The organism is Lentzea sp. NPDC058436, assembly GCF_042721515.1.
In the GTDB taxonomy this organism is placed as follows: domain Bacteria; phylum Actinomycetota; class Actinomycetes; order Mycobacteriales; family Pseudonocardiaceae; genus Lentzea.
In genome coordinates this window covers 1-24,931 of record NZ_JBHXLF010000014.1, presented here as the reverse complement: position 1 = coordinate 24,931, position 24,931 = coordinate 1, and the positions used below count along the sequence as shown (strand labels likewise).

Genomic DNA, 24,931 nt, shown 5'->3' with positions numbered 1-24,931 from the left:
AAGTGGGGTACTGTGGCGGCCGGTGGGGCAGACGGGGGCTCCACTGCCGGTCTCGTCGCCCGGCAAGGGAGGTGTACGCCGATGTTCCTCGGCACTCACTACCCGCGCCTGGACGACAAAGGTCGGCTGACACTGCCTGCGAAGTTCCGGGACGAACTGGCGGGAGGTCTCATGGTCACCAAGGGCCAGGACCACTGCCTGTACGTGTTCCCCCGGGCCGAGTTCGAGCAGATGGCGAGGAAGGTCGCCGAGGCGCCGTTCACCAACGACGCCGTACGCGCCTACCAGCGGTATCTGTTCGCAGGAACGGACGAGCAGCGTCCGGACGGTCAGGGCCGCGTCCTGATCGCACCGGAACTGCGGCGGTACGCCGGGCTGACCAAGGAGTGCGTGGTCGTCGGCGCGTTCACCAGGTTGGAGATCTGGGACGCGGCGGCCTGGCAGACCTATCTCGACGAGCACGAGGACGGCTACGCCACCGCTCGCGAGGAGGTCATACCGGGCGTCTTCTGATGGCGGTCAGCCGAGCAACAGGCCGGATGTTCCACCGCGATTCGGGTGCCGTGAGGCCTCGGTCCGCTCGAGTATCGGCCCTGGCGCACCTTCCCCGGCGCCAGGTTCGACGGGCGGGCGGGGACCTGACGTCACCCGAAACGCGCATTACGGGGAGTAGAGGGACGATGGATCAGCCGCGGCACGTTCCGGTGCTGCTGGACCGCGTCCTGGAACTCTTCGCTCCGGCGCTGCACGGCAAGCCTGCCATCGTTGTCGACACGACCCTCGGCATGGGCGGCCACTCCGACGCGCTGTTGAGCGCGCATCCCGAGCTCACCCTCATCGGGCTCGACCGCGACCCGCAGGCCATCGAGATGGCAGGGAAGCGCCTCGCCCGGCACGGCGACCGCGTGAAGCTCGTCAACGTCACCTACGACCACATCGACGAAGCCGTGGAAGACCTCGGTTTCTCCCACGTGGACGGTGTGCTGATGGACCTCGGCGTGTCCTCGTTGCAGCTGGACGAGGAGGAGCGCGGGTTCGCGTACTCCAAGGACGCCCCGCTCGACATGCGCATGTCCAAGGGCAGCGGCATGACGGCGGCGGACGTGCTCAACACGTACTCGCACGGCGACCTCGCGCGGATCCTCTCGACCTACGGCGAGGAGCGGTTCGCGGGCAAGATCGCCTCCGCGGTGCTGCGGGAGCGCGAGAAGGAGCCGTTCACGAACTCGGGCCGGCTCGTCGAGCTGCTCTACGCCGTCGTGCCGGCGGCGTCGCGGCGCGCCGGCGGGCACCCGGCGAAGCGCACCTTCCAGGCGTTGCGGATCGAGGTCAACGGCGAGCTGGAGTCGTTGCGGCTCGCGCTGCCCGCCGCGCTCGGCGTGCTGGGCATCGGCGGCCGGATCGTCGTGGAGTCCTACCAGTCCCTTGAGGACCGGATGGTGAAGCAGGCGCTCGCGGAGCTGGCGAAGTCCAAGACCCCGCCGGGCCTGCCGGTCGAGCTGCCGGGCCACGGGCCCGAGGTCAAGCTGCTGACCAAGGGCGCGGAACTCGCGAACGAGCAGGAGATCGAGGACAACCCGCGTGCGGCGCCGGTGCGCCTGCGGGCGGCGGAGCGGATCGGAGCACCGAGATGACGGCACCCGCACGGGTCGGTGGTCCGTCGCCTCGCGACGGCTCCGCCAAGAAGACCGAGGACAAGGACAAGGCCCGCAGGCGGTCCGCCGGCGCCGAGCGCGCCTACGCGCGACGCGCCCAGCGGGCGTCGAACCTGCGCAACGGCTCCGCGAGCACGCAGCAGAAGGTCGTGTCCAAGGCTCCGTTCGTCGTGCTGGTGATGCTCGTGCTGGGCGCGGGCGTCGCCGGGATCATGTACTTCTCGACCCAGGCCGCCGCCGACACGTACCGGTTGCAGGAGGCGCGGGCGGAGGCCGAGAAGCTGACGCTGCAGATGGAGCAGCTGCGCCGGGAGGTCGCGCTGCTCGAGTCGCCGACCGACCTCGCGCGCCGCGCGGGGGAGATGGGCCTCGTCGAGCCGTCCAACCCGGCCCGGCTGCGGCAGAACCCCGACGGTTCGATCGAGGAGTTCGGCAAGCCGAGCGCGCCGACCAAGTCGACGCCGCCGCCTCCGCCGGCCCCCGAGACGCCCGCACCGCCCGCAGGTCAGACCCCTCCCGAAGGACAGCAGCCGCCGGCCGGCCAGCAGCCTCCCGCGGGTCAGACCCCTCCGGCGGGTGGCTGATGCCCGGTCCGCAGCAGAGGGGCCCGCGCCGCCCGTTGTCGGTGCGCGGGCCCGCCCCGGCCGCACGGCTGGGCGGCAACAGCAGGCTGCGCATCGGCGTCGGCCGCGTCCTGCTGATCGGCGCGCTCGTGATCGCGGGCGTCAAGCTCGTGCAGGTGCAGGGCATCCAGGCGCAGGAGCTGTCGCAGCAGGCGCAGAAGCAGCGCACCACGCCCATCGACATCCCCGCCGAGCGCGGCTCGATCCTCGACCGCAACGGCAACCAGCTCGCGTTCTCGATCGAGGTGCGCGCGCTCTACATCCTTCCGCAGCGCGCGCGTAAGACCTGGGACGAGGCGCACGCGAAGGACGCGGCGAAGTACCCCGGCACCTACGACGAGCACGCGCGCGAGGTCGCCAAGTTCATCTCCTCGACGCTGGGCCCCGAGGTCAACGGCGAGAAGACCGACGAGGAGACGATCTACCAGCAGCTGGTCAAGGACATCTCCTACGAGGTCCTGGTCAACGAGGCCGAGCCGGCCAAGGCGGCGGCGATCGTCAAGAAGTACCCGTCGGAGATCGGCTCGGAGTACCGCTCCAAGCGCATCTACCCCAACGGCGACCTGGCCTCCAACATCATCGGCGCGGCCAACTGGCGCCAGGACGAGAAGCCGCCCACCGTCCAGGGCATCCTCGGGCTGGAGAACGCCCAGGACAACGTGCTCGCGGGCCGCACGGGCCGCCGCGTGGTCGACACGATGTCGGGCGACGACACCCTCGTCATCCCGAACACCGAGCGCGAGCTCGTCAAGCCGCAGCCCGGCAAGAGCCTCGAACTGACGATCGACATCGACACGCAGTACGCCGTCCAGAAGATCATCAGCGACTACACCAAGAAGTTCGGCGCCAAGAACGGTTCCGCCGTCGTGCTGGACAGCCGCACCGGTGAGATCGTCGCGATGGCCAACGACAAGACGTACGACCCGACGGACTTCGGCAAGGCCTCCGAGGACCAGAAGCGCAACACCGCTGTCGCCTACAGCTTCGAGCCCGGCTCCGTGAACAAGATCGTCACGGCCGCGGCGGCCGTCGAGTACGGCCTGTTCAAGCCGGACGACGTGCTGCAGGTGCCGGGTTCGATCAAGGTCGCCGACCGGGTCATCAAGGACGCGTGGAACCACGGCACCGTGCCGATGTCGTTCACCGGCGTGTTCGCGAAGTCCTCCAACGTCGGCACGCTGGAGGCCGCCCAGGAGGTCGGCCCCGAGCGCTACGCCGAGATGCTGCAGAAGTTCGGTCTCGGCCGCCGCACCGGCTCCGGCGTCCCCGCCGAGGAGGCCGGTCAGGTCCCGCCGCTCAACCAGTGGTCCGGCTCGACGTTCGGCAACCTGCCGATCGGCCAGGGCCTCTCGATGACGTTGCTGCAGATGACCGGCATGTACCAGGCCATCGCCAACGACGGCCTGCGCATCCCGCCGCGGCTGGTCCGCGCCGAGATCGGCGACGAGGGCGCGCGGTCGGAGAAGCAGCGGCCCGACGGCGTGCAGGTGGTGTCGAAGGAGACGGCGAAGACCGTCCGCGACATGTTCCGCTCGGTCACCCAGTCCGACCCGCGCGACGCGAACCAGAACGGCACCGGCAAGCCCGCCGCCGTGCCCGGCTACCAGGTCGCGGGCAAGACCGGCACCGCGCAGCAGATCGACCAGGCCTGCAAGTGCTACTCCCAGTCGCAGTACTGGACGACGTTCGCCGGCATCCTCCCCGCCGACAACCCGCGCTACGTCGTCGGCATCATGCTCGACGCGCCGTCGGGGGCCCAGTCGGCCGCGCCGGTGTTCCACGACATCGCGACCTTCCTGACCCAGCGGTTCCAGGTGCCGATGTCGACCGAGCAGACGCCGTACGTGCAGCTGCAGCTGTAAGGGCGCGCATTGTGGGCGGCGTGCCCCGGATTCACAAGAGGCACGGGCACGCCCAGGCGTGATTCCGTTGTTTTGACAGTGAAAACTTCTTCGTGTCGAGACGCATTTCATCACGTTTAATTCTCCGAAACCGGAGAGCTGAACGAGATGAGGTGCGTCGTGCGTTCCGTCGTGTATTCGATCTTGGCGTTGTTGCTGGGGACGGCGCCCGTCGTCCCTGTTCAGGCCCCGGAGGACGACCCTGACGTGAAGTCGTACTGGCTGCACATGAACAGCACGACCGTTTCCGATGAAATGATCGAAACGGAAGCTCGGAGGCGTTCGTACATCGTGTTGAACGCGTGGGAAACCGATCTTGCCGCAAAGCTCAAAAAGGCGAACCCGGAGATCCAGACGTACGTCTACAAAGATCTTTCCTCGACCCGCAGCTACGCCTGCTCCGGCGGCGTGGACGACACCGATCTCCCCACCGGCGTCGGCTACTGCGCGGCCGACCCGTCGTGGTTCCTCGTCGACTCCGGCGGCAGGCGCCTGGAGTACGGGGGCTACGCGGGCCACTGGCAGATGGACGTCGGCAACGCCGGCTACCAGAACGCCTGGGCCGACAACGTGGTCGCCTCCTCGGCGAAGGTCTTCGACGGCGTCCTCATGGACAACGCCCTGTTCGCCTGCGACACCTACCACGACGGCGTCTGCCCGGCCGCGTACCCGACCGACGCCGCGATGCGCGAGGCATACCGCTCCATGCTCGCCAACACGCGCCAGAGGTTCGTCGACGCGGGCCTCAAGACCGTCGCGAACATGTCGAACGCCCGCCTGCACGACGGCGCCTGGGACTCCTACGTCGAACACCTCGACGGCGGCTTCGACGAGTGGTGGCTGACCTTCGGCGACAAGGACCTGCTGTCCGAGTACCCGGAGGGCTGGAGCAGGCAGATCGCCCAGATCACCGCCAACGAGGCCAAGGGCAAGATCACCTGGGTCCAGCCCCACCACAGCGGCGCCGAGCAGCCGTTCCGCTACGCGTTCGCGAGCTACCTGCTGGCAAAGGGCGAGCACGCGGCGATCTCCGAGATCGAGAAGACCGACGGCTACGACGGCCCGTCGCGGTGGCGCGGCGAGTACGACTGGGACCTCGGCGCACCGCTCGGCGCGCACCACGAGATCGCGAAGAACGTGCATCAGCGCGACTTCGAGTGCGGCACCGTGATCGTCAACGCCAACCGGACCGGCACGGGCCCGGTGACCGTGCGCCTCGCCGAGACGCAGGCCAACGAGCACGGCGCGCCGGTCACCTACGTGGCGTTGCCGGGGACGACCGGAACGGTGCTGCGCAAGGCTTGTTAGGACCAGTGGGGCTGCTCGCCCGTGACGCCCCAGACGAGCTGCTCCACGGGATCCGGGTCGGCCGTACGCATGTCGACGGTGGACCACACCCGCAGGAACCCCGGCATCTTCAGGTCCTGGTCCGCGCCTTCGAGGAACACCGGGATCACGCGACGGCGGGCGTCGCGCACCGACCAGTCGCTGATGAGCTGCATCTCGGCGTCGTGCCACGGCCCGAACCCCGACGGCCCGACGAGCACCGCCGCCGACCGGCTCTTCTCGATGCCGTTCGCCATCTCGTTCTGCCACCGCGATCCCGGCGGGATGTCGTGGATGTCGAGCCACGGCAGGATCCCGCGCGCCTCCAGTTCGGCGACGACCTTCATGACCAGCGACTTGTCCCGCACGTTGTGGCACAGGAAGACGTCGTAGTCCTCCGCCTCCCGCTTGCCCTTGAGCGTCGTCGCCGCCACGTCGAGGTCTCGCCGGGCGTTGGCGTGGGAGTTCATCGCCGCCACGACCGGCCGGACGTCGGGCTGTTCCTCGTCCAGCAACGAGACGAACCCGTCGCAGAGCTGGCACCGCACGTTCGTGAAGCCCGCACCCAGCCTCTTGCGCACGACCACGTCGTCCACGGGGTGGTCGCAGGGCCTGCACCTGCGGACGCGGCGCAGCACGACGTTGCCCGCCCGCGACTGCAGGTGCTCCATCACGTAGGCCTCGAACTGCCTGCGGACGATCGCCTGGACCTGCTCGTCGTGGAACAGCACGAGCTCGCCCTTGCCCTCCTCCACCTCGCGGATCGCGATGCCGCACGTGCCGCCGGCGTCCGCGGTGAAGGTCGCGGAGTTGTGCCACATCTCGTGCTTCTGGAAGAACCGCGAGTGCGACAGCCGCACCGCGAGCGTCGAGTAGATCGACGCCAGCGCCCCGTCGAAGGTGAACACCACGTCCTGACCCGGGACCTCTGGAGCGTCCGGCCGTTCCCTGGTGAACTGGGACGGGAAGATGAGGTCGACCTCCTTGTCCGTGACCTCCTTCAGCGCGATCTCGCGGCGCAGCAGCTCCTCGACCACCGCGATCAGCAGGACGCGTTCCTGCTGCCCGTTCGGCAGCCGTTCGGACTCGGGCATCCGGAAGGTGCCCTCGAGCGCGTCCTTCTCCGGCACGAACCCCAGACCGTCCGGCTCGTCCTTCGCCGCCTGCACCAGGGACGACACGTAGGAGTCGAGGAGTTCGGGGCGCAGCAGCACGTAGTCGCCGAAGTGCATGCGCCGCACCACCCCGACGCTCTCCAGCCGGCCGAGGCAGGCCGTGAACCCGCCGGCGAGCTCATCGGCGGGCGACTCGTCCTGCCGCACGTGGCGAAACCCGTGCAGCAGGTCGTCCGCGGTGGAGAGGATCCGGCCCTGCCGCTTCTCCTCCACCACGAAGTCCTTGATCGACTGGAACAGGTCGGTGGAGCTCACCACCGGCACCGCGTCCCAGTCGATCGCCTCGCGCGCCGTGCGGATCAGGTCGTCGACGCCCCAGCCCTCCTTGGCGCTGGTCTCGACGAACCCGTCGAACCCGTGCAGGTCGACGGCCTGCTGGATCCGGGCGGGGCTCACGGCCGTGCCGCCGCGGTCGGTCCTGGCGGCGACCAGATAGGCCCGCAACCGCACGGCCGCCGCGCCGTCCAGCCGCCGCGCCTGCGCCAGTGCCCGGCTCCAGTACCGCACCCCGGCGAAAGGATCGGTCTCGCTGCGGGCGTCGAACACCACGAGCGCCACCGCGACCTCGTTGAGGTGCAGCTGGTGCACCATCCGGTAGCCGGGCTGGCCCGCGAGGTCCCAGAGGAGGGTCTCCCTGGTCTGGACGTCACCGGACGGTGTGGTGCCGATGGACTTCTCGAACGTCCACACGTTGCGCCCGTGCGTGGAGTCGGTCGGCGCGAACGGCCGGCCGCTCAGCACGAGTCCCAGCCCCGACTTGCCCACGCCGGTGTCGCCGACCAGGACGATCTTCGCGTTGGCGTAGAGGCGTGACGTCCGCGCGGCACCGAGCGAACCGAGCAGCCCGTGGTCGAGCCGGACGACGTCGACGCTGTCGCCGTTCTTCATCGCGAGCAGCGGTTCTGTCGGGTGGAACGCGAGGCCGCCTGGTCCGCTGATCTGGTCGCGGGCGATGACGGCCACGCAGTGCCAGTCGGACCGCCGCCAGATCCGCACGGTGTCGTCCTCGGCCATGGAGGCGAAGTAGCCGCCGTCCGGGGAGAACGCCCCGCACGTGACGCGTTTCGTGTGCCCTTCCAGCTCCACGGTGATGTCCTGGCGGCCGAGGGGAACGGTCAGGATGCTCGACCCGTTGCCGAACGCGGCGACCGCTCGCCTGCCGTCGCCGATGTCGGTTGCGAGAGCCTGCAGGTCGAACCGGGCCAGCGTGACCGGCTCCCGCCCGTTGCCCGAGACGGTGACGACGCCCCCTCCGGCAGTCCAGATCTCGTCACCGTCCTTCGCCCACCGCGGTGTGAGCAGGTGGAGGACCGTCTGTTCGCCCGGATCGGTGAAGGCGGCCAGCTGCCGTCGTTCGCCGGTGGTGCCGTCGAGGAGCCACAGGGAGTCCGCGTCGAACGCGGCTAGCGACTCGCCGTCCGGAGACCACGAGATCCGCGTGCCGCGCCGCACGGAGCAGAGTTCGCGGCTCTGCCGGGTGCCGAGCCAGGTGAGCACGACGTTCTGGAAACCGGGTCTGGTCGTGAAGGGCGCGGTGAGCTGCTGCACGACCGCGGCGAAAGGGCGCGTGGGATGCCAGGCGACGTCGGACACGCCGATGAGCTCGCTGACCACCTCGGGATTCGCGCCCGCCGTCATGCGCCAGCAGGTCAACTGGCCGTTGCCGTGCCCGGTCGTCAGCAGATCGCCGTCGGGGGACCAGGTGATCTGGACGACCTGGCTCCTGCTCGTGGACGGCAGCCGGTGGACGAAGGTGACACCGGCCGGTGTCCGGTCCGGGGCGAGTTGGACCTCGCCGGCCGTGTCCCCGCCGGAACGCCGGGAGATCCCGTCGACCCTGAGTTCGAGCAACGACTGGAGCGAGCGGATGGTCGCGGGGTTCGCCTCGGAGGCCCACATGTCCAGAAGTGCGGCGGACAGGCCGGCCGCGAGGGGCGGGCTGCCGGAGGCCGGGTTCATGAACAGCCGCAACAGAGCCAGGTTCACCGCGTAGGTGGCCAGTGACGGGGCCGTGCTCGGGGCGGGCAGTGTGAAGTTCTGCGGTGGTGACGGCCGGTAGCTCGCGTACTTGCTCAGGTGTTCGCGGGTGTGCACTCCGCCGAGCAACACGTCCAGGGCCTCGGTGAGATGGGCTCGCCGCAGTTCGGACATGCCCTCGCTGAGCTGGGTGACGACCTCCAGCGTGAACGGCCGGAACGACAGGGCGGCCCGCGACAGCAACGCGAAGAGCAGGTCGTCGTCGAACTCGTCGTTCTGCGACCGGGACGCCGTCGTGGCGAGCACGTCCAGGACGAACGCGGCGATGCCGTGCTCGGCGAAGGCCGACGGCTGCTGGTCGAGTTCGCGCAGGACCGGCTCGACGTTGGCCGTGTCGAGGTGACCGAGCGCCGTGAGGTCACCGCGCAATTCGGCCTCGGAGATCGGCCGCCAGCCCCGGTTCAGCATTCCCAGCGCGGCGACGCCTGTCACGGAGAGGTCCGGCGAGAGCGCCGCGAACACCTCGACGGCACTCTGGAACGGCACCCGTGCGGTCGGGGAATCCGACTCGGTCAGCTGAACCGCGAGCAGCGACAGCAGGTAGGGGTTGCGCACGAGCCGGGTTTCGGGAGTCAGAGGACGTCGTTCCGCGTGCGTCCGGTTCCACGCGCCGACCCACTGGTCGATCTGCGCGTCGTCGAACTCCGCGAGCTGCACCAGGGGAGTGCCGTCGGGGATGACGATCCTGGTCAGGAACGACGTCCGGCAGGTGACCACGACGGCCACCGGCCTGCCCGCCGCCGACTCGTTCTGCTGGAAGCGGACCACTTCCATCAGGTAGTTCCGGGTGCCGCCGGAGACCTGTGGCATGTCGTCGAGCCCGTCCAGCAGGACCACGCAGATCTGGAGCGAGCTCTCCGCGGCGAGCTCGGTCCAGTCCCCGTGGACCCTGGTCTGCCGCCGCAGCGCCTGCTGGATCTGCTGGACGACGGTCGCTTCCGGCGCGGTCGCGCGCAACGAGACCCGGAGCGCGGTGTAGCCGCTGCGCGACAGGCGAGCGGCGAGCACCTTCGTGAGCATCGACTTCCCCGTGCCCGCCGCGCCGACGACCAGCAGCGGGGACCTGAAGGCGCCGGGACTGACGAAGTGGGTGCCCAGCAACGCGTGCACGTCCTGCCGCACGGGTCGCTCCGCCCACCAGTTCTCGTCGGCGGGGCGTGCCGACGGGCCCGCCTCGGCCAGGCGGTGGTTCGGGACGACGTAGGTGCCGAGCGCCGCTTCGTCCAGCAGGGCCTGGTTGGAGTCGCTCAGCGCCGCCCTGATCCGGCCCTGCCCGGCCGAACCGAGCAGGTGCCTCCACACCCGGTCGTCGGGTTCGGCCGCCCACATGCCGAACTCCGGCACTTCCGGGACGAGTTCCTCGAAGCTCGCCGCGAAACGGGAGGCCACCCGATCGACGAAGACCTGCTCGCCCAGGGCCTCGCTGCGGTATTCGGCGCTGGTCCTGCGGAGGGCGAGGCGGACCCGCACACCGCGATCGGCCACCCACCTCTTCAACCCGTCGCCGAGGCCCGAGGTGGCGGAGAACGTCGGCATCTCGTCCGAGTACAGGTAGGTGGCGAACGAGTGGTCCTCCTGCGACCAGCGGCGCACGTCGAACCTGATCTCGGCCGCGAGGACGTCGCGGACCGTCTCGAAGAACACCGTCGCGATCAACGCCGTGTGGAGGGCGAAGACCGGATCGAGCCGCGCCCGTCCGCGCAGGAACGCCAGCCGTTCGGTGACGTGCGTCAGGCGGGCTCGCACCAGCTCCGGCGCCTCGCCGCCGTCGAGCCACCCGATCAGCGCGGCCGGCGACGGGGACGACGTGTTCGTCAGCGCCCGTCCGAGTAACCGGTCGACGCCGGTCAGCCAGTCGTCGTCCTCGTGGCCCAGGGTCAGCAGGGCGCCTCGGAGCGTCGTCGCGTCAGCGGGCGGCATCGCCACATGCTAGGTAGCTCGTGCGCGCCCGAACGAGCTTTCGGCTACAGCTTCACCCGGTCGTCCTGCACCGGCTCCGGTTTGGCCACCAGCACGGGACACGACGCGTGGTAGAGCGCCGCTCTGGTGACGAGCCCGACCTCGTCGTGCTGCCCGCCGCGCCCCACCACGACGAGGTCGGAGTCCAGGGAGGCCAGCGCCTCGTGCGGGTGCCGCGACTCCACCTGCACCTCGGGTGTCAGCTCGGGGGCGGTGGTGCGCAGGAACAACACCGCGCGCCGGAGCGCCGCCTCGTCGCGCGGCACCGCGTCGCCGTGCTGGGCCGGCAGGTGGATGTGCAGCAGTCGCAGCCGCGCTCGGCGGGTGCGGCAGAGCTCGACCGCGCGCCGCAGCACGACCGGGTCCTCGCACCCGCCGACGGCAGCGGTGATCCAGCCGTGTTCGCCGCGGATCGCCTGTGGACGTCCGCGCACCACCACGACGCCGCACCGCGCGCGGCGCAACACCGGGAGGACGAGGGATCCCAGACCCAGGCCGCGGTGCTGTTCTCCCTTGCACCCCAAGACCAAGGTCGCGCTGGAGTCCGACGCCCTCACCAGTGCGGCCACCGGGTCGTCCCCGCTCGGGCGGAAGTGGGCGGTGAGCATGGGAAGCCGTTCCAGCACGCGCTGGACGGTCGTGTCACCGGGGTCCGCGAGGTAGACCTGGAGATCTGTCCGGAGCGACCACGCGTGGCGTGCCGCCCATTCGAACGCGTGGTAAGCGAACTCGGAAGTGTCGACCCCTACTGTCACGGAACGACTGAAATCGGGTGCCCAGAAGGAGAATCTCCTGGGTTCCACCGCCGTGCTGGTTCTCATTGCCGCCTCCTGCCGCCTTACACCTCACCGCAGGCGCACGAGTGGTCACAGGGCACTAAGTCACGAAGCGGGCAGGAACTTGTGCGGCCGGACGGGCTCGCCCACGAAGACCAGCGCGCGAAGCCACTCGAACGGCGCAGGGCGGTCGCGCCGGGGCAGCCGAACCGCCGATCATCACCCGAACGCCAACGCGCCGGTCGGCCACTCCGCGTACGCCGGTAGCCTCTTGCCCGTGCCTGCCAAGCTCGAGGGCAAGGTCGCGACCGCCCCGCCCCGCCCCAACACCATTCGCCCTGCTTCCGTGGCTGCTCTCGCCGCAGTCGCCGACGTGCACCTGACCAGGCCAGCACATGCCGACGTCCAGGTGACGGGGGTTACTCTGCGTGCTCAGCACGTGGTCGCCGGAGACCTCTACGCCGCGCTCCCGGGCGCGCACGTCCACGGTGCCGACTTCGCCGCGACGGCGATCGAGAACGGTGCCGTCGCCGTGCTCACGGACGAGGCAGGAGCCGCGCGCGACTCCCTCAAGGACGTGCCCGTGCTGATCCACCCGCGGCCACGCGAGGTCGTGGGCCTGCTCGCCGCGCACGTCTACGGGCAGCCGTCGACCAAGGTCAAGCTGTGGGGTGTGACCGGCACGTCCGGCAAGACCACCACCACGTACATGATCGAGTCGGTGCTGCGCGCCGCCGGGAAGCACACGGGCCTCATCGGCACGGTCGGCACCCGCATCGGCACCGAGCAGCTCGGCAGTTCCCACACCACGCCCGAGGCGCCGGACCTGCAGGCGTTGTTCGCCGTCATGGCCGAGCGCGGGGTCACCGACGTGGCGATGGAGGTGTCGAGCCACGCGCTGCACATGGGCCGCGTCGCCGCCACCGAGTTCGAGATCGGCGCGTTCACCAACCTGAGCCAGGACCACCTCGACTTCCACGCCGACATGGAGGAGTACTTCCAGGTCAAGGCGCAGCTGTTCGACGGCCGCGCGCGCCGGGAGGTCGTCTGCGTCGACGGCGAGTGGGGTCCCCGCCTGGTCAAGGACGGCACGGTCACCGTCTCCACGACCGGGCCCGCCGACTGGACCGCGAGCGACGTCGAGGTGAGCGCGACCGGTGAGCAGACGTTCACCGCGCACGGCCCCGACGGCGACATCCGCGTCCACCTCCCGCTCGCGGGCAGCTTCAACATCACGAACGCCCTGCTGGCCATCGCCTGCCTGCACCTCGAAGGCATCAGCCCCGAAGCGATCGCCGAGGGCCTGCGCAACGTCCAGGTGCCCGGCCGCATGCAGCGCGTCGACGAGGGCCAGGACTTCACCGCCGTCGTCGACTACTCGCACAAGCCCGCCGCCGTCGCGCTCGCGCTCGACGCCGTGCGCGCCAAGACCGACGGCCGGGTGATCATCGTGCTCGGCTGCGGTGGCGACCGGGACCGGGCCAAGCGCCCGCTGATGGGCGAGGCCGCCGCGGAACGGGCCGAGGTGTTGATCATCACCGATGACAACCCGAGGAGTGAAGAAGCGTCTTCTATTCGGGCCGCCATGCTCGAAGGGGCCCTCGCCACCGCGAACCGGGGCGAGGTGCTCGAGATCGGCGACCGGAGGCTCGCGATCCAGAAGGCCGTCGAGCTGGCACTTCCGGGTGATGTGGTCGTCGTGGCGGGCAAGGGGCACGAGACCGGACAGGAGATCGCCGGCGTGATCCACCCGTTCTCGGACGTCGAGACGCTGACCGCCGCGATCAGAGAGGCGCACCGTTGATCGCACTCACGCTCGCCGAGATCGCTGAGATCGTCGGCGGACGCCTGCACGCCACCGACGGGAGCCCGGTCGTCACGGGCACCATCGAGTTCGACACCCGCAAGGTCACCGAGGGGGGCCTCTTCCTGGCCCTGCCCGGTGAACGCGTGGACGGCCACGACTTCGCCGCGCAGGCGGTGGCCTCGGGTGCCGCCGGCGTGCTGGCCGGCCGCGAGGTCGACGCCCCCGCGGTGATCGCGCCGCCGGTGCAGACCAGGCACGCCAACGCCTACGTGCTTGCCGGAGACACGAACGGTGAGGGCGCGGCCGTGCTGGAGGCGCTGGCCAAGCTCGCGCGCCACGTCACGGACCGCCTGAAGGACCTGACGATCGTCGGCATCACCGGCTCCGCGGGCAAGACGTCCACCAAGGACCTCATCGCCCAGGTGCTGAGCCCGGCCGGGGAGACCATCGCCCCGCCCGGTTCGTTCAACAACGAGCTCGGCCACCCGTGGACCGCCCTCAGGGCCACCGAGGACACCAAGTTCCTCGTGCTGGAGCTGTCCGCGCGCGGCATCGGCCACATCGCGAACCTGTGCGAGATCGCCCCGCCGAAGTTCGGCGCCGTGCTCAACGTCGGCACGGCGCACCTCAGCGAGTTCGGCTCGCGCGAGGGCATCGCGCAGGGCAAGGGCGAGCTGATCGAGTCGCTGCCCGAGGACGGCGTCGCGATCCTCAACGCCGACGACCCGCTGGTCGCGGGCATGGCGAGCCGCACGAAGGCCAAGGTCGTCCTCGTCGGCGAGAGCTCGAAGGCCGACGTCCGCGCCGAGAACATCGTGCTGGACGAACAGGCCCGTGCGAGCTTCACGCTGAAGACGGCCCAGGGCGACGCCGAGGTCAAGCTCGGGCTCAACGGCACGCACCAGGTCGGCAACGCACTGGTCGCCGCCGCCATCGCGCTCGAACTGGGCGCCACGCCAGAAGAAGTGGCCCAGCGACTCGGCGCGGCCGAACGGGTTTCCGCGCACCGAATGGACATCCGGGACCGTCCCGACGGCGTGACGGTCATCGACGACGCCTACAACGCGAACCCCGACTCGGTGCGGGCGGCGCTCAAGGCGCTCGCGTCGATCGCGCGCTCCACCACCCCTGCCCGCCGCAGCTGGGCCGTCCTCGGCCCGATGGCGGAACTGGGCGACGACGCGGTGCGCGAGCACGACGAGATCGGCCGCCTGGTGGTGCGCCTGGACATCAGCAAGCTGGTCGTCGTCGGAGAAGCGGCCCGCGCGATGCACCAGGGTGCGCACCTGGAAGGATCTTGGGGAGACGAATCCGTCGGGGTGCCGGACGCGGACGCGGCGATCGCGTTGCTGCTGGGGGAAGTCCGGCCCGGTGACGTAGTGCTGGTCAAGGCATCCAACGCCTATCGCCTGTGGCGCATTGCCGAGGCCCTGCTGGAGGCAGGAACCAAGTGAAGAGCATCCTGATCGCCGCAGCGATCGCACTGGCAGTGTCGATCCTGCTGACGCCCTACCTGATCAAGGTCTTCTCTCGCCAGGGCTTCGGCCAGGAGATCCGCGAGGACGGTCCGCAGCACCACAAGACCAAGCGCGGCACGCCGACCATGGGCGGCCTCGCCATCCTGGTCGCGATGTGGGCCGGTTACCTCGGCACGCACCTCGTGAACTCGATGTCGGCGTCGGCGTCGGGCCAGACCCCGACGGCGTCCGGCCTGCTCGTGCTGATGCTGACGACGTCGCTCGGCATCGTCGGCTTCCTCGACGACTTCATCAAGATCCGCAAGGCCCGCAACCTGGGTCTGAACAAGACGGCGAAGCTGGTCGGCCAGTTCATCGCGACGATCACGTTCGCGGTGCTGGTGCTGCAGTTTCCGAACAAGGACGGCCTGACGCCCGCGTCGGTCAACCTGTCGTTCGTCCGCGACATCACCGTGGTCTCGTTCGGCGTCGTCGGGTTCGTCGTCTTCTGCTACGGCATGGTCGCCGCGTGGTCGAACGCCGTGAACCTGACCGACGGCCTCGACGGCCTCGCCGGTGGTTCGTCGGCGATGGTGTTCGGCACGTACGTCGTGATCTCGTTCTGGCAGTTCCGCTACAACTGCTCCAGCTACGCCGTGGCCGGTTGTTACGACGTCCGCGACCCGCTGGACCTCGCGGTGATCGCCGCGGCCGCGATGGCGGGCTGCATCGGCTTCCTCTGGTGGAACGCCGCTCCGGCCAAGATCTTCATGGGTGACACCGGTTCGCTCGCGCTCGGCGGTCTCGTCGCCGGTCTCGCGATCGCGACCCGCACCGAGCTGCTGATGATCGTCATCGGTGGTCTGTTCGTGGTCGAGGCCCTGTCGGTGGCGTTGCAGGTCGCGGTCTTCCGCACCTCACGACGGCGCCTGTTCCGCATGGCACCGTTCCACCACCACTTCGAGCTCGCCGGGTGGGCGGAAACCACGGTCATCATCCGGTTCTGGTTGATGGCCGGCATCTGCTGCATGTTCGGGCTCGGCGTGTTCTACAGCGAGTGGCTGACGGGCGGTTTCTAAGACGATGACCAAGCTGGCCGGAACAAAGGTGCTGGTCGCCGGTGCTGGAGTGACCGGCCGGTCCGCCGCGGAGGCGTTGCTCGCGGCGGGCGCCGAGGTCATGGTGACGGACTCGTCGCCGGAACGACTGGCGGCGCTGGAGACCCTGCTCGAAGGCGTGGAACTGGTGCCCGGCCTGGCGGAACCCCCGGCCGGCACCTCCCTCGTGGTCACGAGCCCCGGCTGGCAGCCGTCGAGCCCGCTGCTCGCGGCCGCGTCGTCCGCGGGCATCGAGGTGATCGGCGAGGTCGAGCTGGCCTGGCGGATGGCCTCCGAACTGGCCGATCCGCCCGTGTGGCTCGCGGTCACCGGCACGAACGGCAAGACCACGACGGTCGGCATGCTGGAGTCGATCCTGCACGCCGCCGGAGCGGACGCCGTGGCCTGCGGCAACGTCGGCCTGCCCGTCGTGGACGCTCTGCTGGCCGGTCGCCGGGTGCTCGCGGTGGAGCTGTCGAGCTTCCAGCTGCACTGGGCGCCGTCGGTGCGGCCGCAGGCGGGCGTGCTGCTGAACCTCGCCGAGGACCACCTCGACTGGCACGGCGGCATGGCCGCCTACGCGCAGGCCAAGGCCCAGGTCCTCACCGGTGACGTGGCGATCGGCTGGCTGGAGGACGACCTGGTCGTCGACCTGCTGCGGGCCGCACCCGCCAAGGACAAGGTCGGGTTCACCCTCGACGAGCCCGAACCCGGTCAGCTCGGCGTGCGCGACGGCTGGCTGGTCGACCGCGCGTTCGCCGACGACGAGCCGCTGGTCGAGGTCGCGAAGATCCGCCCGGCCGGTCCTCCCGGGATCGCCGACGCCCTGGCCGCCACCGCTCTCGCCCGTGCCTACGGCGTGCCGTCCGAGGCGGTGCGCGAGGGTCTGGAGGCGTTCGAACCGGCCGCGCACCGCGCAGTGCTCGTCACGGTCGACGCCGCCGACGTCAAGTACGTCAACGACTCGAAGGCCACGAACCCGCACGCGGCCGTGGCGTCCCTGCGGGCGTTCGACAGCGTCGTCTGGATCGCCGGCGGGCTGCTCAAGGGCGCTTCGGTCGAGGACATGGTGCGCACCGAGGCGCACCGGCTGCGCGGCGCGGTGCTGATCGGTGCTGATCGCCAGGTCGTCGCGGACGCGTTGGCGAAGCACGCGCCGGACGTGCCGGTGAAGCTGCTCGACCTCACGGGTGACGCGGACCCGATGCTGGCGATCGTGCGGGAGGCGCAGGAGTTCGCGCAGTCCGGGGACACGGTCCTGCTCGCCCCCGCGGCGGCGTCGATGGACATGTTCACCGACTACGCGCACCGAGGGCAGGCGTTCACGGACGCCGTGAAGCGCCTGACGGGTGGTCGGTAGGGTTCAAAGGGGGCGACACGCCCCCAGGAATCCCCGTTCGAGCGCTTGACACAGGAGACGATGATCTGGTGACCGTCGTCGCCGACAAGCCGAGAAGCAAGCGGAAGGTTCGTCCCACCGGCCGCGTCGCCTCGTTGCGCACGGGCCTGACGTCGTGGATGAGCCGTCCTCTCGCCGACTTCCACCTCCTGCTCGCGATCTTCGGCATGCTCACCGTGCTCGGCCTGGTGATGGTGCTGTCGGCGTCGGCACCAGGTCAGGTCGCGTCGGGCGTGTCCGCCTACAGCGTGTTCCAGAAGCAGCTGATCTACGTCTGCATCGGTGCCGTGCTGTTCTGGGTGATGCTGCGGTTCCCGCTGCGCAAGCTCCGGCACTTCTCGACGGCCGCGATGGGCATCGGCGTGCTGCTGCTGGCGCTGGTGCTGACGCCGCTCGGTGACGTCCGCGGTGGCGCGCGCTCGTGGTTCACGCTCGGGCCCGTCTCGTTCCAGCCGATCGAGGCCGTGAAGCTCGCGCTCGCGTTGTGGGGCGCGCACGTCCTGGTCACCAAGCGGGCGCTGCTGTCGCAGTACCGCCACCTGCTGGTGCCCGTCGTGCCGGTCGCGATGCTGGTGTTCGCGCTGGTCATGCTGCAGCCCGACCTCGGCGGCACGATCACGCTCGGCGTGGTGCTGATCAGCCTGCTGTGGTTCGTCGGCGCGCCGATGCGGTTGTTCGGCGTGATCGCCGCCGGCGCGGTGGCGGGCGCCGTCGTGCTCGCGATCGGTGCCGCGTACCGGTTGCAGCGCGTGACGTCGTTCCTCAACCCCGACGCGGATCCCGACGGAGCCGGTCACCAGGCGCGGCAGGCGATGTTCGCGCTCGCCGACGGAGGCCTGTTCGGCAAGGGGCTCGCGCGGGGCAGCTCGCAGTGGCGGTACCTGCCCAACGTCGAGTCGGACTTCATCTTCGCCGTCATCGGCGAGGAGCTCGGGTTCGTCGGGTGCGCGCTGGTGCTGGGGCTGTTCGGCGGGCTCGCGTGGGTCGGCCTGCGGGTGGCGTCGCGCAACACCGACCCGTGGATCCGGATCGTGTCCGCGACGATGACGGTGTGGCTCGTCGCGCAGGCCGCGATCAACATCGGCTACGTCGTGCAGCTGCTGCCCGTCACGGGACTCACGCTGCCGATGATCTCCTCCGGCGGCACGTCGATCGTGATCACCATGATCGTGTTCGGCATTCTCGCGAACTGCGCGCGGCACGAGCCCGACGCCGTGGCGGCGCTGCGGTCGCTCGGCCCCGGCAGGGTCGGTGGCCTGCTCAAACTGCCCGCGCCCGAGGCGTACCGGGTGCCCGCCAAACGCAAGCCCGTCCGCCCGTCGACGCCCCCGCGGGCACCGGGACGTTCCCGCACGCAGCAACTTCCGGTCGTGGACGAACGTCGTATGGCTGGACGCTCTGCTCCGCCGTCGGAGTACCGTCGCCGCGACTCGCGGCGCACACAGGGCCGTTCAGAGCTTGGCCGGTCGACCCGCGGTCGCGGGCGATCGAACTGATTTGATCCCTCGGAGGAAGTCTTGACCGGGCACCCTGCCCCCAGTGGTCCGTGCGTCGTGGTCGCGGGCGGTGGCACCGCCGGACACATCGAGCCGGCACTGGCGCTGGCCGACGCGGTCATGCGGCTGCGGCCGGACGCGCGCGTCGTCGCGCTCGGCACCGAGCGCGGCCTAGAGAGCAAGATCGTCCCGGCTCGCGGCTACCCGCTGGAGCTGATCCCGCCGGTGCCGATGCCGCGCAAGCCCACCCTCGACCTGCTGAAGCTGCCGCTGAACGTGCGCGGCGCCGTGAAGCAGACCCGTGAGGTGCTGGAGCGCGTCGGCGCGGACGTCGTCGTCGGGTTCGGCGGCTACGTGGCGCTGCCCGCGTACCTCGCCGCGCGCGGCCGCGTGCCGATCGTCGTGCACGAGGCGAACGCCAAGGCCGGTCTCGCGAACAAGGTCGGCGCGAAGTTCGCCGAGCACGTCGCCGCGGCGGTGCCGGACTCCGGCCTCACCGACGCGCAGATCATCGGCATCCCGCTGCGCCAGTCGATCACGTCGCTGAACCGCGCCGCGTTGCGCGACGAGGCCCGCCGGTTCTTCGGCCTCGACCCGCACGCTCCGGTGCTGCTGGTGTTCGGCGGCTCGCAGGGCGCGCGTTCGATCAACGAGGCCGTCGCGCCGGTCGCCGCCGAGTTCGCGCGCGCGGGCGTGGGCGTGCTGCACGCGTACGGCCCGAAGAACAACATTGCGGTGCAACAGGTTCCGGGTCGCCCGCCGTACGTGCCGGTGCCGTACCTGGAGCGCATGGACCTCGCGTACGCCGCCGCGGACGCCGTGCTGTGCCGTTCGGGCGCGATGACCGTCGCCGAGGTGTCGGCCGTCGGCCTGCCCGCGGTGTTCGTGCCGCTGCCCATCGGCAACGGCGAGCAGGCGCTCAACGCCGGCCCCGTCGTCTCCGCCGGTGGTGGCATCCTCGTGCCCGACGAGGAGCTCACGCCGCAGAAGGTCGCGTCGCTCGTGGTGCCGCTGATGGCGGACCGCAACCGGCTCGCGCAGATGTCCGCCGCGACGCTCGGCACCGGCCGTCGCGAGGCGGACGAGATCCTGGCCCGCACCGTTCTGGATGTGATCAAGAAGTGAGCCTCGAACGCGTTCACCTCGTCGGTATCGGTGGTGCCGGCATGAGCGGCATCGCCCGCATCCTGCTGGCGCGCGGCGTGCAGGTGTCCGGTTCGGACGCCAAGGACTCCCGCACCGTGCTGGCCCTGCGCGCCCAGGGCGCGCGGATCGCCGTCGGTCACGACGCCGCGAACCTCGACCAGCTCGACGGCGGCGCGACCGAGGTCGTGGTGTCGACCGCGATCAAGGACACGAACCCTGAGTACGCGGCGGCCCTGGAGCGCGGCATCACCGTGCTGCGCCGCGCCGAGGCCCTCGCGGCGTTGATGGAAGACCATCGCGTCGTGTGCGTTGCCGGTACGCACGGCAAGACGTCGACCACGTCGATGCTCACCGTGGCGTTGCAGCACTGCCGTGTCGACCCGTCGTTCGCCATCGGTGGTGACCTGAACGAGTCCGGCGCCAACGCCCACCAGGGCACCGGCGGCGTGTTCGTGGCCGAGGCGGACGAGTCCGACGGCTCGTTCCTGTTCTTCTCGCCGTCCGTCGCAGTCGTGACCAACGTCGAGGCCGACCACCTCGACCACCACGGCACCGTCGAGGCCTACACGGCCGTGTTCGACTCGTTCCTGGACCGGATCGCGCCGGGCGGGGTGCTGGTGTCCTGTGTGGACGATCCCGGTGCCGCTCGCCTGATCGCCGAGGCCCGTGCGCGCGGGATCCGCGTGCGCGAGTACGGACGTGCGGGCGCCGACGCGCGTCTGGTCGACTACAAGCCGTTCGAGGCGGGCGGCCTCGCGTCGGTCGAGATCGACGGCGTGCCGGTCGAGGTCCGGGTCGCGGTGCCGGGCGAGCACATGGCGTTGAACGCGATCGCGGCGCTGCTCGCGGGCCTTGAGCTCGGTGCCGACCAGACCGGTCTGCTCGAAGGCCTGGCGGCGTTCGGTGGCGTGCGGCGGCGGTTCGAGTTCAAGGGCCGTGGCCGTGGCGTGTCGGTCTACGACGACTACGCCCACCACCCGACCGAGGTCGACGCACAGCTGCGTGCCGCGCGTCCGGTCGCCGGTGCCGGCCGTGTCGTCGTGGTGTTCCAGCCGCACCTGTACTCGCGGACCCGCACGTTCGCGACCGAGTTCGCCGCCGCGCTGTCGCTGGCGGACGAGGTCGTCGTGCTGGACGTCTACGGCGCCCGCGAGGAGCCGGAGCCCGGCGTGACCGGTGGGCTGATCGCCGACCAGGTCACGGCGTCCGTGCACTACGAGCCGTCGTTCGACCGCGTGCCCGCCCTGGTGGCGTCGCTGGTGCGCGAGGGCGACCTGGTGGTGACCATGGGCGCGGGCGACGTGACGATGCTCGGCCCCGAGATCGTCACCGCGCTGGCGAGCGAAGAGCAGGCATGAGCGCCCCGGTTCGCGGAAGGTCCACGCGAGTTCGCCCCGCGAACCGGAGACCGAAGAGCGCCGAGTACCGGGCGCGGCGCAGGGTCATCCTGCGCCGCCGCCTGGTCGCGCTGCTGACGGTGCTGTCCGTGCTGGCGTTGGTGTACTGCGTCTTCTTCACGCCGTTGCTCGGCGTCCGCCAGGTGGACGTCCGCGGCAACTCGGCGCTGACCGAGGACGAGGTCCGCGCCGTGGCGTCGATCGACGCGGGCTCCCCGCTGGCGCGCCTGGACCTCCAGGAGATCCACGACCGCGTGGCAGGCATCCCGCGCGTGGCCGCGGTCGAGGTGGAACGCCAGCTCCCCGGCACGGTCCGCCTGCTGCTCACCGAACGGGTCCCGGTCGGCTCGGTGAAGCTGCCAGACGGCTTCCACCTGGTCGACTCGACCGGCAAGGACTACGCGATCGTGCCGGCGGCGGCGCAGGGCGTGCCCGAGCTGGTGCTGACGTTGCCGTCGTCCTCCGACCCGGCCACCCGCGCCGCCGTCGGCGTCCTGAACGAGCTGCCGGAGAAGCTGCGGCCCGAGGTCGTGTCGGTGTCCGCCACGACCGGTGCCGACGTGAAGCTGACGCTCACCGGCAACCGGGTGGTGAAGTGGGGCTCCTCCGAGGCGACGCCGCGCAAGGGCGCCGTGCTGCTCGTGCTGCTCTCGCGGGAGGGCACGACGTACGACGTGTCGTCGCCGGACCTCGCCACCGTTTCGTAGCCGGAGTTTCTAGCCGGAGTTCTTAGCCCAGGGTCAGGTGGAAGCCGTCGGTGTCGGCTTCCTGCTGCGTCTTCCAGATGACACCGCGGTTGGCGTTGCCGATCTTGGCGCCGTAGAGCCGTTCTCCCTTGGGAACACCGGTCACGGCGAAGTTGAACTTGCACGAGCCCAAGCCGGTCAGCAGCGTGCCGACCGCGAGGACCTCGTTGTCCTGGTTGACGATCTCGACCTGTCCACCGAGCCTGATGTCGCTGTAGCCGCCCGAACCGCACGAGCCGTTCACGGTCATCGACCCGTCGACCGTGAACACGTCGGGCGAGGACGACGTGGACGGCGCGGCCGAGGTCGCGCCGGCGGAGCGGAGCAGGTCGGGCCCGGTGGCCCTGCCCAGTCCGAAGCCGATTCCGCCCGCTGTCAGTGCGACGAGCGCGAAACCGATCGCCAGCCACGGCGGCCGGCGTTTCGGCGACGGCTCCGTGCCGACGGTCACTACTGGTGGAAGTGGTTCCACGGTGGTCCTTCAGTTCGAGGGCGTCCAACGTCAGCGCGTGCGTCGTGCCGACGTCACGGACGTGGAGCCGGTGGCCTCGACGGCGTCGGGAAGCGACGCGTTCGCCGGTGCGCGGACCGGCGAATCGACTGGGAGCACAAGGGATTCTCCTGAGGTCCGCGGTCAGCCGCCGGGCCTCAGTCGCGCCATCGCGACCCGTACGACGAGGCTGCCCAGCCTGCTCGTGACGAGTTCCAGGACGATCGCTTCGATGACGAGCGAACGCACGGACGCGGGTGCGGGTGCCAAGACGTGCCTCCTGTGATGAACGACTACCGTGCTCATCGGAGTGCCACTCGGGGTATTAGCCGAATTGATCGTTGTCACCCGAAGGAAGTACTCAAGGCCGGGCCCGGACCAGTGGGGCCGCCGCTCGTCCTCGCACGTGGTGATCTCGTTGTTCGGATCGCCCCCCTCGCGAGCGATCGCGGCCGGAGCGACGTTCGGCATCCCCGTCCCCGGCCACCGATGTCGGCGCCGGACCGCCGGAAAACGCCTGGATCCCGCGAAGGCAGAGGCGAGACGATCTCCGAATCGGCGTCCGACTAGGCTTGGGGGGTGCGTCGTCCTCAGGGCCGTTCGCAACTACTTGACGGCACGACCGGGGAGTAGTAGCGCACAGTGTTGGGACCCTACGGCGTGGCTGCTGGACCGACGTGCCGCCGGTGCTTACCGTCCAGCAGGAACATACGGGGTTGACATAACTCTGAGCCTCGACGAGAGGTTGAGAGCTTCAATCCGGGTGCATCACACCCAGCACAGCACGGACCACGATCAGGAAGGCGGATCCGATGACGCCCCCGCACAACTACCTCGCGGTGATCAAGGTCGTCGGCATCGGTGGTGGCGGCGTCAACGCCGTCAACCGCATGATCGAGGTCGGGCTCAAGGGCGTCGAGTTCATCGCGGTGAACACCGACGCACAGGCCTTGCTGATGTCTGATGCCGACGTCAAGCTCGACATCGGCCGTGAGCTGACGCGCGGCCTCGGCGCCGGCGCGAACCCGGAGGTCGGGCACAAGGCTGCCGAAGACCACCGCGAGGAGATCGAGGAGGTCCTCAAGGGGGCCGACATGGTCTTCGTGACCGCCGGTGAGGGCGGCGGCACGGGCACCGGCGGCGCGCCGGTGGTGGCCTCGATCGCCCGCAAGCTCGGCGCACTGACCATCGGTGTGGTGACGCGCCCGTTCTCGTTCGAGGGCAAGCGCCGCGCCAAGCAGGCCGAGGACGGCATCCAGGCCCTGCGCAACGAGTGCGACACGCTCATCGTCATCCCCAACGACCGGCTGCTGCAGCTCGGCGACATCGGCGTCAGCCTGATGGACGCCTTCCGGTCCGCGGACGAGGTGCTCCTCTCCGGTGTCCAGGGCATCACCGACCTCATCACGACCCCGGGTCTGATCAACCTGGACTTCGCCGACGTCAAGTCGGTCATGTCCGGCGCGGGCTCGGCGTTGATGGGCATCGGCTCGGCGCGCGGCGAGGGAAGAGCGGTCCAGGCCGCGCAGAAGGCGATCAACTCGCCTCTGCTGGAAGCCTCGATGGAGGGCGCGCACGGCGTGCTGCTCTCGATCGCGGGCGGCTCCGACCTGGGACTCTTCGAGATCAACGAGTCCGCGTCGTTGGTCCAGGAAGCCGCACACCCCGACGCGAACATCATCTTCGGTACGGTCATCGACGACTCCCTGGGCGACGAGGTCCGGGTCACGGTGATCGCGGCCGGGTTCGACGGCGGGGGACCGACCCACAAGAAGCTCGAGCCGACGGCGTTGTCGTCGCCGCCTCGGACAGCCACCGGGCCGATCGCGTCCGCTTCGGCCGCGCCCCAGCACGCGCAGCCCGTTGCGCAGACTCCTGTTGTTCAGGCTCCGGTGCAGCCGCCGGTTCAGCCCGTGCAGCCGGTGCAGCCCGAGATCCGGCAGGCTCCGCCCGTGCAGCAGCCGCCCACCAGCGTGCCGCCGCAGCCTTCTCCGGTTCAGGGGAACGGGTACGTGCCTTCTGTGCCTCGGTCGTTGTCCTCGCCCAACGGGTCTTTGCCTTCCCGGCCGGTGCCGGTCACCGATGACCCTGATGACGAGGTGGACGTTCCGCCGTTCATGCGGCGGTGAGTTTGCTGGTTTGATCTTGTTGGACCCCCTGAGTCTTGGGCTCAGGGGGTCTTTTTGTTGCCTTGGGTGGGCGTGTTGGCGTGTCGCGGCTTCTGCGGGTGGGTCGTTTTGCGTGCGGCCTGTTGCGCTGCGTGCTTCCCCTGGGGCTCTGCCCCAGACCCCGGCAATCTGAAATGGGGGTAGCGCTGCCTGCGGGTTGATGGCACGCCTGTTGCGTAGGGCGGCTGCCTGTTTCGTAGAAGGGTTGCGTTGGCGGTGGGGTCCCATCACGAGCCGCACCAAGAGCGGGCCACACCTGGTCAGGGGTGTCAAGCG

Annotated in this window: 18 protein-coding genes; 14 read left to right on the top strand and 4 right to left on the bottom strand. The window is 70.1% G+C overall.

What is annotated here, in order from left to right; genetic code table 11:
- The first annotated feature begins 81 nt into the window (after positions 1 to 81).
- The 5 genes from mraZ (at position 82) to ACFWN2_RS33630 (ending at position 5,487) form a co-directional block, all read left to right on the top strand.
- Entirely contained in the window at positions 82 to 513 is a 432-nt protein-coding gene (mraZ, locus tag ACFWN2_RS33650) for a division/cell wall cluster transcriptional repressor MraZ (protein ID WP_053733094.1), read from the top strand.
- A 167-nt stretch (positions 514 to 680) separates the two neighbouring features.
- The gene (gene rsmH / locus ACFWN2_RS33645; RefSeq protein ID WP_382434361.1) at positions 681 to 1,634 is read left to right on the top strand and encodes a 16S rRNA (cytosine(1402)-N(4))-methyltransferase RsmH; all 954 of its coding nucleotides are present in this window, start codon (positions 681 to 683) and stop codon (positions 1,632 to 1,634) included.
- On the top strand, positions 1,631 to 2,239 hold the full coding sequence (locus tag ACFWN2_RS33640; RefSeq protein WP_382434360.1) for a hypothetical protein: 609 nt from the start codon (positions 1,631 to 1,633) through the stop codon (positions 2,237 to 2,239). Before rsmH ends, ACFWN2_RS33640 begins: the two co-directional genes overlap by 4 nt.
- Complete coding sequence (locus tag ACFWN2_RS33635) at positions 2,239 to 4,140, top strand: peptidoglycan D,D-transpeptidase FtsI family protein (RefSeq protein WP_382434358.1); 1,902 nt, start codon at positions 2,239 to 2,241, stop codon at positions 4,138 to 4,140. Before ACFWN2_RS33640 ends, ACFWN2_RS33635 begins: the two co-directional genes overlap by 1 nt.
- A 159-nt stretch (positions 4,141 to 4,299) precedes the next feature.
- Positions 4,300 to 5,487, top strand: coding sequence for a putative glycoside hydrolase (locus ACFWN2_RS33630; RefSeq protein ID WP_382434355.1), 1,188 nt, complete (start codon positions 4,300 to 4,302; stop codon positions 5,485 to 5,487).
- Here ACFWN2_RS33630 and ACFWN2_RS33625 read toward each other — a convergent pair.
- Together ACFWN2_RS33625 and ACFWN2_RS33620 are read right to left on the bottom strand one after the other, a co-directional pair.
- Positions 5,484 to 10,637 (bottom strand): TIR domain-containing protein, encoded by a 5,154-nt coding sequence (locus ACFWN2_RS33625; RefSeq protein WP_382434353.1) that lies wholly within the window; start codon positions 10,635 to 10,637, stop codon positions 5,484 to 5,486. The two genes, ACFWN2_RS33630 and ACFWN2_RS33625, sit on opposite strands and share 4 nt — an antisense overlap.
- Before the next feature lie 44 nt (positions 10,638 to 10,681).
- Positions 10,682 to 11,431 (bottom strand): universal stress protein, encoded by a 750-nt coding sequence (locus ACFWN2_RS33620; protein ID WP_382434351.1) that lies wholly within the window; start codon positions 11,429 to 11,431, stop codon positions 10,682 to 10,684.
- A gap of 298 nt (positions 11,432 to 11,729) precedes the next feature.
- On the opposite strand from ACFWN2_RS33620, the gene ACFWN2_RS33615 reads away from it, so the two are divergent.
- From ACFWN2_RS33615 to ACFWN2_RS33580, 8 genes are all read left to right on the top strand, one after another.
- Positions 11,730 to 13,256 carry a UDP-N-acetylmuramoyl-L-alanyl-D-glutamate--2,6-diaminopimelate ligase gene (locus ACFWN2_RS33615; protein ID WP_382434349.1) on the top strand — a complete coding sequence of 509 codons (1,527 nt, stop codon included), beginning with the start codon at positions 11,730 to 11,732 and terminating at the stop codon, positions 13,254 to 13,256.
- On the top strand, positions 13,253 to 14,713 hold the full coding sequence (murF, locus tag ACFWN2_RS33610) for a UDP-N-acetylmuramoyl-tripeptide--D-alanyl-D-alanine ligase (protein WP_382434347.1): 1,461 nt from the start codon (positions 13,253 to 13,255) through the stop codon (positions 14,711 to 14,713). The genes ACFWN2_RS33615 and murF overlap by 4 nt, the downstream gene beginning before the upstream one ends.
- Positions 14,710 to 15,795, top strand: a complete 1,086-nt coding sequence (mraY, locus tag ACFWN2_RS33605) for a phospho-N-acetylmuramoyl-pentapeptide-transferase (protein WP_382434345.1) — start codon at positions 14,710 to 14,712, stop codon at positions 15,793 to 15,795. The genes murF and mraY overlap by 4 nt, the downstream gene beginning before the upstream one ends.
- Before the next feature lie 4 nt (positions 15,796 to 15,799).
- A complete protein-coding gene (murD, locus tag ACFWN2_RS33600) occupies positions 15,800 to 17,173 on the top strand; it encodes a UDP-N-acetylmuramoyl-L-alanine--D-glutamate ligase (RefSeq protein ID WP_382434343.1) in 1,374 nt (457 codons plus the stop codon).
- A 68-nt stretch (positions 17,174 to 17,241) separates the two neighbouring features.
- Positions 17,242 to 18,708, top strand: a complete 1,467-nt coding sequence (gene ftsW / locus ACFWN2_RS33595) for a putative lipid II flippase FtsW (protein WP_382434342.1) — start codon at positions 17,242 to 17,244, stop codon at positions 18,706 to 18,708.
- A 21-nt stretch (positions 18,709 to 18,729) separates the two neighbouring features.
- Positions 18,730 to 19,833 (top strand): undecaprenyldiphospho-muramoylpentapeptide beta-N-acetylglucosaminyltransferase, encoded by a 1,104-nt coding sequence (gene murG / locus ACFWN2_RS33590; protein ID WP_382434341.1) that lies wholly within the window; start codon positions 18,730 to 18,732, stop codon positions 19,831 to 19,833.
- A gap of 41 nt (positions 19,834 to 19,874) precedes the next feature.
- Complete coding sequence (gene murC / locus ACFWN2_RS33585; RefSeq protein WP_382434339.1) at positions 19,875 to 21,212, top strand: UDP-N-acetylmuramate--L-alanine ligase; 1,338 nt, start codon at positions 19,875 to 19,877, stop codon at positions 21,210 to 21,212.
- On the top strand, positions 21,209 to 21,958 hold the full coding sequence (locus tag ACFWN2_RS33580; RefSeq protein ID WP_382434337.1) for a cell division protein FtsQ/DivIB: 750 nt from the start codon (positions 21,209 to 21,211) through the stop codon (positions 21,956 to 21,958). The genes murC and ACFWN2_RS33580 overlap by 4 nt, the downstream gene beginning before the upstream one ends.
- 22 nt (positions 21,959 to 21,980) lie before the next feature.
- On the opposite strand, the gene ACFWN2_RS33575 is transcribed toward ACFWN2_RS33580, so the two are convergent.
- Complete coding sequence (locus ACFWN2_RS33575) at positions 21,981 to 22,469, bottom strand: hypothetical protein (RefSeq protein WP_382434335.1); 489 nt, start codon at positions 22,467 to 22,469, stop codon at positions 21,981 to 21,983.
- Positions 22,470 to 22,631: 162 nt separating this feature from the next.
- A complete protein-coding gene (locus tag ACFWN2_RS33570; protein ID WP_382434333.1) occupies positions 22,632 to 22,757 on the bottom strand; it encodes a hypothetical protein in 126 nt (41 codons plus the stop codon).
- A 542-nt stretch (positions 22,758 to 23,299) separates the two neighbouring features.
- On the opposite strand from ACFWN2_RS33570, the gene ftsZ reads away from it, so the two are divergent.
- Entirely contained in the window at positions 23,300 to 24,616 is a 1,317-nt protein-coding gene (gene ftsZ, locus ACFWN2_RS33565; RefSeq protein WP_382434331.1) for a cell division protein FtsZ, read from the top strand.
- The last annotated feature ends 315 nt before the right edge of the window (positions 24,617 to 24,931 follow it).